Below are 12,599 nucleotides of genomic sequence, written 5' to 3' on the forward strand. Positions count from 1 at the left end.
ACTGATGATAAAATTATAACTTAGTTGAGTGTTTGAATATGGTGCATTTTGCCTCATAGCCAGTATAATATGCCATGAAGTAGATGATCTATGCCGCCATTCTTATAAGGATTTCAGGTTTTTAGATTGATTTATTAAAGTTGGTATGAGAATTGCTTAATATCTACTAACTTCTAACACGCACGATTAGTGCAACAAAAAATTCATTGGAGCAAAATGAGCATGGCGAACAAAGTCCTTCAACTCATACAAGAAAGTGGCGCAAAGTGGGTCGATTTTCGCTTTACTGACACTAAGGGTAAAGAACAGCATGTAACTTATCCTGCTGATACAGTCGATGAAGATACATTTGAAGATGGCAAAATGTTCGATGGTTCTTCAATCACTGGTTGGAAAGGCATTGAAGCGTCTGACATGATTTTGCGTCCAGATGCAGAAACAGGCTTTTTAGACCCGTTCTTTGCTGAAGCAACTGTTGTTGTGACTTGTGACGTTATCGAACCATCTACTGGTCAAGGTTATGACCGTGACCCACGTTCGATTGCTCGCCGTGCAGAAGAATATTTGAAATCTACAGGTATTGGTGATACTGCATTCTTCGGTCCTGAACCAGAATTCTTCGTTTTTGACGAAGTAAAATGGGAAATCGATATGTCTGGCGCGCGCCATACATTGATTGCTGAAGAAGCTGCTTGGTCAACCAATAAAGATTACGAAGGCGGTAACTCTGGTCATCGCCCACGTGTTAAAGGTGGTTATTTCCCAGTTCCTCCAGTTGACTCTTCTCATGATATGCGTGCAGAAATGTGTGCGAAAATTGAAGACATCATGGGGCCAGGCCGTGTAGAAGTACATCACCATGAAGTTGCATCTTGCCAGTTAGAAATTGGTGTAAGTTTCAATACAATGGTTCGCAAAGCGGACGAAGTACAACAGTTTAAATATGCTGTTTGGAACGTTGCGCATCAATATGCTAAAACTGCAACCTTTATGCCTAAACCAATGGTTGGCGATAATGGTTCAGGTATGCACGTTCATATGTCGATCGCTAAAGACGGCAAGAACTTGTTTGCTGGTGATGAATATGCAGGTTTGTCAGAAATGGCATTGTATTTCATCGGCGGTGTGATTAAACATGCACGCTCATTGAATGCGATTACGAACCCATCTACAAACTCGTACAAGCGTTTAGTACCACATTATGAAGCACCGATTATGTTGGCTTATTCAGCGCGTAACCGTTCTGCTTCTATCCGTATTCCTTACGTGTCTAGCCCGAAAGGTAAGCGTATTGAAGCACGTTTCCCTGATCCAATGATGAACCCGTATTTAGGTTTCGCGGCATTGTTGATGGCTGGTCTTGACGGTATCCTAAACAAGATCCACCCAGGTGAAGCTGCTGACAAGAATTTATATGATCTTCCGCCTGAAGAAGAAGCTAAAATCCCAACAGTGGCACATAGTTTAGATATGGCTCTTGAAGCGCTTCAAGCGGATCATGACTACCTTCTTAAAGGTGGTGTATTCACTAAAGACATGCTTGATGCCTATATTGAAGTGAAAACTGAAGAAGTTCGTCGTTTAAATACAACAACGCATCCAGTTGAATTTGATATGTACTACAGCTTGTAATTCTGTAAAGAATTTAAGTGATAAAAACCCGCGCTAGTCGCGGGTTTTCTTATTCTTGGGTTAATATAGATCATTACTAAGTTTATTGAGTTGTCATGGCTAAACCACGAAAAAAACAAACTGGATTTTTCCCTTGGATCGATCCTCAAGATCAAGAAAAAGGCTTTAAGCTCAATTTTTCTGAAGTGAGTTATATGGAAGTCGGACGTACCGTAGAAGGGTATAAACAGGCTGAATTTTTAGAGCTTAAAAATCCTGAACTGGCATTGAATTTTGATTATCCGAAAAGTTTTTATATTAGTGCTGAAGGTTTAGTTCTGATTAAAACGGCACAAGGTAAGTTTGAAGTGATTGCCAAAACTGACAATGCTTAAGCTTTGTTCCAATACTAAAACTTCGATACTGCTCATATTTAAATGATCCATGTCTAGTCATGATCCGTGTCTTGTAATGATCAATCTTAAGAAATGCTCAATATTTAAAACTGACAAAGATTTCAAAGTAATGAATATTTTTAGAAGTTTTCAGCTTTTTAATCAAGACCAAAGTTTTGTATATTTTCTATCTCATATGGCGCATCTTCTGCTGGGTAGCGTAAGTTTTCTAGTCCTTGGCTTTTTGCGATAGACCAAATGATACTTTCTCCTGCGGGTATATTTTGACTAAATTGTTGATAAAGGGGATCTTGAAAAGCCTCTTTCGCAGAGATCATTGTCCAGCCATTGTTTTGAAAATTTTGAATAACTTCATCTAAAAAGGCAGCATTGATTTGATTTACATGCAGTAATAAAACATGTTTAGGCGATCTTTGTAGGGTTTTAATTGCCAGTTGCTCATAGTATTCAGCACGATTTAAAAGGTGGGAAAGATAAGCTTTTTTTAATCGTTGAATTTTATCCGATGACTTAATCTGACTATATTGTTGAAATTTTAGATTATAAAACCAATCGCTGGCATCTATACTGACGCCTCCATTTTGATAGTTATTTTGAATCAGCCAGTGTCTTACCTGATCTCGTTTATCCAGCGTGTCACCTTCTTTTAAAAAGGGATAACGATAAATGAGTTGAAAATTTGTGAGAGTCTTAAGTATGGTTTCAGCATCACGAATGCTTTGAATATAGCTTGAAACAGATACATTAGCATGATTTAAATTCTGATGTAGGGCGCTATGATTGCCAATGATATGTCCAGATTTACCCCATTTTTCAATGATTTGTTTACCTTGGTAATCCCCAATTTTAATCAGGCTAGGGAAAATAATGGTTTGAATTTGATGTTTTTTGAGTTGATCTAAAATATTTTGATTAATGATCAAGGCTTGTGATTTGAATTGAGGATTTAGGCCATCATCAAAACTCAACGCGATTTTCTTAGAATGCGTTGTTAAGCTCGTAAGCGTGAAAAATAATATCAATAAATATTGCACGATAATTCGCAATGATAATTTTTTATTTCTCATATTTTAAATTGATTATGAAGTACGAAATGAAATATTGATGATTAAGAATAATGTCAAAGTATTTCCTCATTGCATTTTATCGTCAGGTATAATTTTGAATGTCTAGTGAGAATAGCATTAAGTAAGAACAATCTTAAGTAAGAGCAATGTTAAGTAAGAACAATCTTAAGTAAGAGCAAATTTGAGTAAGATCAATGTTAAGTGAGAGCAATGTTAAGTAAGAATAGTGTGTTGGTTAAGGCTTAGATATGCGATCTAGAGTAAATTCAAAAAAATATAGACAACATCACCATCAGATACCCGTTGAACTGCTTGATTGGTTATTTGCAGATGGATCTTTAACACAGCAATTAACCGACTTGGCAGGTGGTCAGTTTGCAGTAGAACCGCTAAGTGAGGGATTTCATCGTCTAAACTTTAATGATGCGACGTGGATGCAGATGCCAGCCCATCATACATCTTGGGTCCGAGAAAGTTTCCTGTACGGTTGTGAACAAAAACCATGGGTCAAAGCCAAGAGTATATTTCCTATTCTCAGTCTGCAAAAGAGAGCGAGAATATTTCAGCACATTGGTAAAAAACCGATTGGATTATTTTTATTCGAAAGAACAACTCCCTTGTGTGAGCGCCGTGTCATACGCTTACACGATGGTTGGACACGTCAGAGCTGTTATACTTGGCACGGTTGTAAATTTATCGTTCAAGAGACCTTTCTTATTGAATTTGAAAAATTTATCCAAGTCAATAATTGAATAGAAAGTTAAAGGATGGGTATGTCGATAGGTCAGCAGATTACTTTGCGTGAACGTTTAAGTGCATATTATTATTTGTGTCGTTTTGATAAGCCGATTGGGACTGAATTGGTCTTTTGGCCGACGATGTGGGCATTGTGGATTGCCAATCAGGGGACGCCAAGTATCGCAGTTTTGATTCCGATGATTTTGGGCACCATTTTCATGCGTGCTGCAGGTTGTGCGATTAATGATTTTGCTGATCGAAAAGTGGATGGTGCAGTAGAGCGAACGAAAAACAGGCCATTGGCAACGGGTGTGATCCGAGGACGTGAAGCGATTTACGTCTTTTTAGTATTGGTGGCTGCGAGTGCCTCGATGCTCTTGTTCTTACCCATTGAAACCTTTTATTGGTCTTTTGGGGCTTTGTTTCTGGCCTTTATTTATCCTTTTATGAAACGCTATACGCATTTGCCACAAGTGTTTTTAGGGGCTGCCTTTTCATGGTCAATTCCGATGGCATATACCGCAGTGGGAGTTGAGCCGAATCTAACCTGTTGGTTATTATACTTTGGAAATTTGGCTTGGACTGTGGCTTATGATACTCAATATGCAATTACAGATCGTGAATATGATTTAAAAATCGGCGTTAAATCGACAGCAATTTTATTTGGCAAATACGATATTCAAATTATTGCTCTCCTGCAGGCTTCGACTGTTTTATTGATAGGCGCTGCGTTAATGCTTGAGGATCTCCTTATTCCATTTGGTTTGATTGCTTTACTTGCGATTAGTCTAGATTTTATATTCCAATGGAACAAAACCAAAGATAAAGATCCTCAACGCTGTTTCTGGGCGTTTAGACATAACCGTTGGATTGGTATAATGATATTTTTAGGAATATTTTTAGCTTTTATATAACTTTTATAGAATAAGAAAAAAACTAAAGATTAATAAAAAGCATCCTAGTCAGATGCTTTTTTTTATGTTCTATTGAATGAAGCTCAAGAAGAGCAAAATAAAACAATGAGAAGGGAATTAAAAATGAAAATGACCTATAAAAAGTCGATATTTGTAACGATGTTTTCAACGGTAATATTCATCTCTGGTTGTGGTAGCGATAATAACAACGATGAGTATTCTTCACTGTCACCTAAAAAAGTCTTTAATGTTGATGCAGATGTAAGCTCAGTTGTAAACGTCCATGATGTTTTCAGTTATCAAATGCCAAGTGTTTTGAATAAAGCAATTGAGGCAACCACTTTGGTCTTTATACCGAAAGGTAATGCACCCATTGGAGGTTGGCCTGTTGTGGTATGGGCACATGGCACGACAGGAGCCGCTGATCAATGTGCACCTTCTCGAAATGCACTGGTTGGCGTAGAAAAAAACTTAATTTTGGAACTAGTGAAAAAGGGCTATGCTGTTGTCGCTCCAGATTACGAAGGTTTGGGTAATGATAATGTCGCTCATCCTTATCTGCATTTGAAAAGTGCTGCTCAATCTATACTTTTTGCTTTGACAGAAGTAAATAAAAACTACTTTAATCTTTCAAAAGATTGGAGCGTTATTGGTTGGTCACAAGGTGGGCATGCGGCGCTTGCAGCAGCTGAGTTTAATCAAGCACTCAGTGGATTTAATTATAAAGGTGCTGTCGCTATTGCTCCGGCATCGTATTTAAAAGAAACCTTGGATTTTGGAATGGGGGCAGCAAATCAACTTGCGACCAAGCCTGAGACCTTAGGTACAGCGGTGCAAGTTGCAGCGACTTTATATACCTATGCGGCTATTACCAGTTCTGGGATTAAAGCAGAAAAACCGAATTTTAATTATAATCAAACATTTATTACAAGTAAGATTGATCTTGCTAAACAGGCAGAAACACTATGTTCACCTGAATTAGGACAAAAGTTTGGTGCTGATATTCAGAAAACGTTAGCTGAAAATGCAGGGCAGTTCAGTGCCTACCAAGCATTACAAGCAGATTATCAAACGGATCCTGACGTTCAGGCTTATCTTGTGAATAATAATCCAGCCCAAAGGAAATTAGATAAAAAAGTATATATTTTTCAGGGTGAGGCCGATACAACGGTTCCTTTTGCAATAACTCAAAATTTAGTAGCTAAAATGTCTTCTGTCGGATCAAATGTAGAGTTGATTAGCAAACCAGGTGAAACGCATTCAACTATCGTTTCTAAAAATATAAATGAGTTGGTTGGAAAAATTGATCTCTTGATGAAGTAGTGATTCATTTTCGTCATTATAAATAAAGGAGCTGAATGCTCCTTTATTTTTTTGCATTTCTTTTGAGCGTTTAATTTTTTAAAAAGCATTTAAATTAGAAGGAAACTGTGAGGTATATAAGATTTCTTATTCATTTAAATCAGAGAAAATTGATTTGAATAGATGCAATTTAACAAACACAGAATTAGAATAAGATGTTTAAAAAAATACTAAACTCATACTTACCCTAGGGCTGCTTTTAATACCCAATAGATCTAGATAATCTCATGAATCCACAGCCGCAAAATAAATTTTTAAGACAATCGATTCGTGATGGATTAAGTCTGAATTATCGCTCGTCATTTTGGATGAAAATCCATATTGATCCGTGGTTACTAGGATTACTCATTTTAAATGCTTGTTTAGGATTGGTCGTTTTATACAGTGCTTCTGCCGAAAATTGGATGATGGTCGGTAAGCAGAGTATGAGCTTTATGATAGGGTTTATTGTTTTGTTCATCTGTGCACAAATTCCGCCCAAGGTGTATCAGGCGGCTAGTCCTTATTTATATGGTTTGGGCGTATTGCTATTGGCTTTGGTCTTACTGATCGGAGATTCTAGACTGGGTGCAAAGCGCTGGATTTCGATCCCTGGTTTTGGCAGTATGCAGCCCAGCGAGCTCATGAAGTTTTCAATTCCATTAATGATCACTTGGTATGTAACCAGAACGGCATTACCACCCAAATTTAAACATATCGTTATTTCACTGGCCTTGATGTTTTGTCCTTTGGTGTTGATTGTACTTCAGCCTGATCTTGGTGCCGGTATTCTGATTGTGGTCAGTGGAATCTTTGTGTTGTTCTTGAGTGGCATGTCATGGGCATATATTGTGGGGGCATTCGCTTTTGTGGTCGCGCTTATGCCGCTTGTGTGGATGTTTGTTTTACACAGTTACCAGCAGAAGCGTATTTTGACTTTATTTGATCCTGAATCTGATGCATTGGGCGCAGGCTGGAATATTACACAGTCTAAAATCGCAATTGGATCTGGAGGCTTGACGGGGAAGGGATACTTGAATGGAACCCAATCCCATCATGGCTTTCTGCCTGAGCATCATACAGACTTTATTATGTCGACTTATGCAGAGGAATTTGGGTTGCTCGGTGTGTTTATACTGTTTCTTTTGTACGGTGCAATCATTATTCGTTCATTACATATTTCGCTGCATTCATTTCATAATTTTGGTCGTATTTTGGTCGCAACATTAGCATTGTCATTCTTCTTTTTTGTATCCGTAAATTCAGGCATGGTCAGTGGTATTTTTCCAGTGACTGGTGATCCCTTACCCTTTATGAGTTATGGCGGAACGGCCGTGATTACCTTAATGGCGGGATTTGGCATCATTATGTCAGTACATACGCATAGATAAGGCATGTCGTTAATCAATGTGGCTTTCAACACCTACAACTGTAAAAGTATATTTTAAGGGCTGAATTCTGCTATATTGCCCGCGCAATCATTTAGTCAGAGTTCAGGTCGAAATATGTCAAATCTACCCAAAAAACTAACTCCAAAATTAATCCTATTAATTTGCTTGGGACCTTTGATTCCTGTTTTGATCATTGTGATTGCTTTTTTTGCGGTCAAAAGTGATGCAAAAAATAAAGCTGAATATGATCGTATTCGTGCTGAACAAGCTCAACGCATTGAAGCGAAGGCTCAAGCGGAAAAACTTAAACAGGTTGAATCTGCAGAACAGACTCCTCAATAGACTTCTTTCAAAAGTCATTATTCACTCAATACACTCATTATTAATATTCCCTCATCCTAACCTTCTCCCAAAGGGAGAAGGTATTTTTACGTATCAATTTATGGCCACCCAATGATCATTTTTCGACTTTTGAAAGAGATCTAATAATTATTATTCTATTTTGAGTTTTGAGTTTTGAGTTTTGAGTTTTGAGTTTTGAGTTTTGAGTTTTGAGTTTTGAGTTTTGAGTTTTGAGTTTTGAATTAAGGAATGTCTTTTTTTAATGTTTCCACAGTTGGAATCTCAATATAGCGTTTAACGCGATATCCTGCCTCATAGAGCATGGCATCACGTTGTGCATCTACTACTTCCTTGCCAATATGACTCGGATCATCCAATTCGATGATCATCACCACGTTTAAACGCTTATCCAGTAAAACAAAGTCTGTCACTTTTCGATTGAATCGGGCACGAATTTTCAGGTTGCTATTGGTGATCAAAGCACTAAACGCCACCTGTGCCAAAACGTGATGTTGTGGAAAAGCTTCTTTCAAGCGAAAAAACATTTTACTTTCAAAAGCGGTAATCACTTTTTTAGAGAAGTAACGTTGTTTTGGATTGAAATACTGCTGTAGAAAAATCGTCAGTAGTGCAAGTAAGGCAATACTGCCGATAATGAGAAAAGTGATTTGGCTGGAATCTAGCACGTACGATAATCTTAAAAGTCGAGATAAGAAAAAGCCCACTTCATAATGAGTGGGCTTTTTAGTATTTGGCTCTCCAACCTGGGCTCGAACCAGGGACCTGCGGATTAACAGTCCGTCGCTCTACCGACTGAGCTATTGGAGAATCTGGTACGCATTCTATGGCTCAAACGTTAGTTGGTCAAGCCTATAAACTGAAAAAGATCAGAAAAATGAATTAAGTGTTTTAAAAGTAATCTAAATGCGGTTTATTTGATGTTTGGATATGATTCAAATCTTTAATTTGATCTGAGCTGCAGGGGTTTTAAGATAATTTGAGACTTGGAGTTAATCGTATTCTGATCAATTAAATTCTTAAAATGAACCATAAAATTAAGTGAAAGCCTCGATTTGAACTTTGATTAGGATTTCCTTCTCACTCTTTAATGGAATCTAAAAGCTATAGGCATCTAGGAACTATTCAAATATTTAAAAAGATGGACTTCATGATCTATGAAATTGGGAATATTTAAGGCTAAGGTTAATGAGCGTTATTTGAATAATTTAATAGATCAATAATTTAAGAGCAAAGTGTTTGATCATTGTGTTTACTTGCAGCTCTTTGTTGCACCAGTTAACCGTAAAGAGGTAGAGACTAAAACGCAGACATAAAAAAAGCCCATTTCATCATGAATGGACTTTTTTAGAATCTGGCTCTTCCACCTGGGCTCGAACCAGGGACCTGCGGATTAACAGTCCGTCGCTCTACCAACTGAGCTATGGAAGAATAGATGGCTCTCCAACCTGGGCTCGAACCAGGGACCTGCGGATTAACAGTCCGTCGCTCTACCGACTGAGCTATTGGAGAATCTGAAGCGGATTTTAGAGATGAAAACAAATAAGGTCAACAGCTTAATCGAAAGAAACTGTGCGATTGCTTTATAAATATTCAGAAAGCGGCTAAAAACAAAAAAATCGCCCTTAACGGGCGATTTTTTAAACTAAAAATAAGGGTTTAGAAAATCTTATTTTTCAACGCCAGCTTCTTGACCAGCGTATTTAGCGTTTGCATAATCCCAGTTTACAAGGCTTTCTAGGAAAGTTTTGATGTATGCAGGACGAGCGTTACGGAAATCGATGTAGTAAGCATGTTCCCAAACGTCAATTGTAAGTACTGCAACTTTACCATGTGCAAGTGGAGTATCAGCATTGGCTGTTTTTAGAATAGATAAGTTACCATTTACTTCATCAGCAACCAACCAAGCCCAACCAGAACCGAACTGAGTTGTTGCAGCAGCAGCAAATTCTTCAGCAAATTTCTCGTATGAGCCAAAAGCTTCATCAATTTTAGCTGCTAAAGGACCAGTCGCTTTACCGCCACCGTTTTTAGCCATACAGTTCCAGTAGAACGTGTGGTTCCAAACTTGAGCAGCGTTGTTGAATACGCCCGCTTTAGATGCATCGCCAGCGACCGCTGTGATGATTTCTTCTAAAGTTTTACCTTCTAAATCTGTACCAGCAATAAGGTTGTTTAAGTTAACAACATAAGTATTGTGGTGTTTGTCATGGTGAAACTCTAGAGTTTCTTTGCTGATGTGTGGAGCAAGATCTTCATAACCATATGGTAAAGCGGGTAAAGTAATCGTTGTCATTTTTCAATTCCTTGCATTTTGCTGGGTTTTGACATTAAGTCGCTTTATTGTAATAGATTCTGAGGGACAATTGCGCATTGCTTATAAATAACAATACAGAATAAAGCCTCAAGTTATACGTATAAAGAATATCTGAACGAAGACTCAAGCTTTTAAATCGGGTTATTCAGTTCGAAATAACTGAATTCGACATTAAATTGTTCTGAAATAGCTTTTGATAAGCGTTGTACACCATATCTTTCCGTCGCATGATGGCCGCAAGCATAATAATGTACATTCAGTTCCGCAGCTTCATAAAAGGTTCGTTCACTCACTTCGCCTGAAATATAGGCATCACAATTTTGTGCAGCAGCTTTAGCAATGAAATCTTGCGCACCACCTGTACAAAAACCGACCTTATGAATTGAGGTTTTGTCCGCGGGTAAATGAATAGCTTCAAAACCCAGTTGTTTGGACACGAATGTTTTGAAATCTTCAGGAGTCATTGCTTGTTTTAAATAACCGATGTTGCCAATAGGATGACGTTCACTCGGATCAAGCGCTTCAATATTTTCTAAATCAAGGAGGTCAGCAATAGCAGTATTGTTGCCTAAAGTTGGGTGGCTGTCCAAAGGCAGGTGGTAGCCGACGAGTGAAATATCATTTTTGATGAGGCTTTTGATTCGTTTTCCACGCATTCCTGTAATTGGATAAGCTTCACCTTTCCAAAAATAGCCGTGATGAACCAATAACAAATCTGCTCCATATTCAATGGCTGCATCTATTGCTGTTTGTGAAGCTGTGACCGCACAAAGGATTTTGTTGACTTCGGCTTTCCCTTCAATTTGTAAACCATTTGGTGCGTAGTCTTTAAATTCATGAGATTTAAGCGTTTGATCGCACCATTGAATGATGTCTGTTAGAGTTGCCATGATATTCTCAAAATATAATCTGGGTTAAATCAAAACATATTTTTTAAAGTAACTAAAGCTGAACAAAAGTCTTTTCATAAATTTATCTATATATAAAAATTTTGATTAGAATATAAAGCGATAAAATGCTTAGGCATCAATAAATTAAATAATTCTTAGAGGTAGATCAAGTGCGTCGGTCCTTTACATGGTTACCATGGGTGTTGCTCATCATTGTCATTATTAGTTTTTTTGCATGGCAGAGGTATCATCAGCCGAAAGTTCAAGTCGCTTCTGATGGCGTGAAAATGCCAGCAGAAAAAGTTGAATCCTTGGTCGACACTTCTCGTTCAGGTGGGGTTGTGTCCTACAGCGGTGCAGTTAAGGTCGCGGCGCCAGCAGTGGTCAATATTTTTACCACGCAAAAAGTGAAGCAGATTGAACACCCATTGATGAATGACCCTGTATTTCGTGAGTTTTTTGGTAATCAACTTCCTGAATACTCAAACCAAGGGCCTAATGAAAATAGCTTAGGATCGGGTGTAATTGTTCGTCCAGATGGATATATTTTAACCAACAATCATGTGATTGCTCAGGCAGATAAAATTGTTGTGGCTTTGCATGATGGTCGTCGCGCAGAAGCAAAAGTGATTGGTACTGACCCAGAAACAGATTTGGCGGTGATCAAAATTGAGCTTGATAAGCTGCCAGTATTGCCATTTAAATTGAGTGGTAATGAGGTCGGCGATGTTGTTCTGGCGATTGGTAATCCATTTGGTGTGGGACAAACGGTGACTCAAGGGATTATTTCTGCAACTGGTCGTTCAGACTTAGGCATTAATACATATGAAGACTTTATTCAAACCGATGCGGCGATTAATCCTGGTAATTCGGGTGGGGCACTGATCGATGTGGCTGGTAACTTAATCGGTGTGAATACGGCGATCTTCTCGCAATCAGGTGGCTCTTTGGGTATAGGCTTTGCGATACCTGCAAAAATATGCCAACAAATCATGAATGCGATTCTTAAAGATGGTCGTGTGATTCGAGGATGGTTAGGGATTACTTTGGTTCAACCAATTCAAGATGATGTGCTAAAGCCTCGTGAAAGTGGGGTTATCGTGGGTGATGTGATCCAAGGTGGTCCTGCGGCAGTTTCAGGGTTAAAAGTCGGTGACAAGATTGTTAAAGTCAATGATGTTGAGATTAACTCAGTTTCACACTTAGTGAATTATGTAGCCTTACAAGCACCGAACAGCAAAGTTAAAATTTCAATTGTTCGTGCTGGCCGTATGCTCGATGTAGAGGTTGTTGTGGCTGAACGAAAAGTATCTATAAATTCAGATTCTCAATTTATTCCATTGCCTCAACGTTAGAAGCAGTTAGGTTGGAATGAGTTAGATTTGAATTAATAATTTTAGTCTCAATAACCATAAAAAATGTTGTTCTAAAAAGCCCTTTGATGAGGGCTTTTTTATTATGCTTAGATTCTTAAATGAAGTGCAACAGAGATTAAATTATTGGAAAGAAGCAAGATGAGATAGCATTTTGCTTCCGACCGACCAAAGTCAAAGT

At 38.2% G+C, this 12,599-nt stretch carries 12 protein-coding genes and 3 tRNA genes; 8 read left to right on the forward strand and 7 right to left on the reverse strand.

Translation table 11 applies throughout. The features are described 5' to 3' along the window. Positions 1-216 precede the first annotated feature (216 nt). Together glnA and V5M36_RS04905 are read left to right on the forward strand one after the other, a co-directional pair. Entirely contained in the window at positions 217-1,632 is a 1,416-nt protein-coding gene (gene glnA / locus V5M36_RS04900) for a type I glutamate--ammonia ligase (RefSeq protein WP_338562620.1), read from the forward strand. 95 nt (positions 1,633-1,727) lie between these two features. Beyond that, a complete protein-coding gene (locus tag V5M36_RS04905; RefSeq protein WP_338562622.1) occupies positions 1,728-2,006 on the forward strand; it encodes a hypothetical protein in 279 nt (92 codons plus the stop codon). Positions 2,007-2,164: 158 nt separating this feature from the next. On the opposite strand, the gene V5M36_RS04910 is transcribed toward V5M36_RS04905, so the two are convergent. Next, positions 2,165-3,094 carry a polysaccharide deacetylase family protein gene (locus V5M36_RS04910; RefSeq protein ID WP_338562624.1) on the reverse strand — a complete coding sequence of 310 codons (930 nt, stop codon included), beginning with the start codon at positions 3,092-3,094 and terminating at the stop codon, positions 2,165-2,167. A gap of 248 nt (positions 3,095-3,342) precedes the next feature. On the opposite strand from V5M36_RS04910, the gene V5M36_RS04915 reads away from it, so the two are divergent. From V5M36_RS04915 to V5M36_RS04935, 5 genes are all read left to right on the forward strand, one after another. Next, positions 3,343-3,846, forward strand: coding sequence for a chorismate--pyruvate lyase family protein (locus V5M36_RS04915; RefSeq protein ID WP_338562627.1), 504 nt, complete (start codon positions 3,343-3,345; stop codon positions 3,844-3,846). 21 nt (positions 3,847-3,867) lie between these two features. Further along, on the forward strand, positions 3,868-4,746 hold the full coding sequence (gene ubiA, locus V5M36_RS04920; protein ID WP_338562629.1) for a 4-hydroxybenzoate octaprenyltransferase: 879 nt from the start codon (positions 3,868-3,870) through the stop codon (positions 4,744-4,746). 123 nt (positions 4,747-4,869) lie between these two features. Continuing rightward, the gene (locus V5M36_RS04925; protein WP_338562631.1) at positions 4,870-6,069 is read left to right on the forward strand and encodes an alpha/beta hydrolase family protein; all 1,200 of its coding nucleotides are present in this window, start codon (positions 4,870-4,872) and stop codon (positions 6,067-6,069) included. A gap of 266 nt (positions 6,070-6,335) precedes the next feature. Further along, positions 6,336-7,478 carry a rod shape-determining protein RodA gene (rodA, locus tag V5M36_RS04930; protein WP_338562633.1) on the forward strand — a complete coding sequence of 381 codons (1,143 nt, stop codon included), beginning with the start codon at positions 6,336-6,338 and terminating at the stop codon, positions 7,476-7,478. 114 nt (positions 7,479-7,592) lie between these two features. Further along, positions 7,593-7,820, forward strand: a complete 228-nt coding sequence (locus V5M36_RS04935) for a hypothetical protein (RefSeq protein ID WP_338562636.1) — start codon at positions 7,593-7,595, stop codon at positions 7,818-7,820. Positions 7,821-8,062: 242 nt separating this feature from the next. On the opposite strand, the gene V5M36_RS04940 is transcribed toward V5M36_RS04935, so the two are convergent. The 6 genes from V5M36_RS04940 to V5M36_RS04965 form a co-directional block, all read right to left on the reverse strand. After that, the gene (locus tag V5M36_RS04940; protein ID WP_338562638.1) at positions 8,063-8,506 is read right to left on the reverse strand and encodes a DUF2726 domain-containing protein; all 444 of its coding nucleotides are present in this window, start codon (positions 8,504-8,506) and stop codon (positions 8,063-8,065) included. 66 nt (positions 8,507-8,572) lie between these two features. Further along, positions 8,573-8,648, reverse strand: a tRNA-Asn gene (locus V5M36_RS04945). Between the two features lie 545 nt (positions 8,649-9,193). After that, a tRNA-Asn gene (locus tag V5M36_RS04950) sits at positions 9,194-9,269 on the reverse strand. 5 nt (positions 9,270-9,274) lie between these two features. Further along, positions 9,275-9,350: transfer RNA gene (locus tag V5M36_RS04955), tRNA-Asn, on the reverse strand. Between the two features lie 157 nt (positions 9,351-9,507). Further along, on the reverse strand, positions 9,508-10,134 hold the full coding sequence (locus V5M36_RS04960) for a superoxide dismutase (RefSeq protein WP_338562640.1): 627 nt from the start codon (positions 10,132-10,134) through the stop codon (positions 9,508-9,510). Between the two features lie 152 nt (positions 10,135-10,286). Further along, positions 10,287-11,045, reverse strand: coding sequence for a Nif3-like dinuclear metal center hexameric protein (locus tag V5M36_RS04965; protein WP_338562643.1), 759 nt, complete (start codon positions 11,043-11,045; stop codon positions 10,287-10,289). A gap of 170 nt (positions 11,046-11,215) precedes the next feature. Between V5M36_RS04965 and V5M36_RS04970 the strand changes: the two genes are divergently transcribed. Continuing rightward, positions 11,216-12,400 (forward strand): trypsin-like peptidase domain-containing protein, encoded by a 1,185-nt coding sequence (locus V5M36_RS04970; RefSeq protein ID WP_338562645.1) that lies wholly within the window; start codon positions 11,216-11,218, stop codon positions 12,398-12,400. The last annotated feature ends 199 nt before the right edge of the window (positions 12,401-12,599 follow it).

This window comes from Acinetobacter sp. KS-LM10 (assembly GCF_036896575.1).
In the GTDB taxonomy this organism is placed as follows: Bacteria; Pseudomonadota; Gammaproteobacteria; order Pseudomonadales; family Moraxellaceae; genus Acinetobacter; species Acinetobacter avistercoris.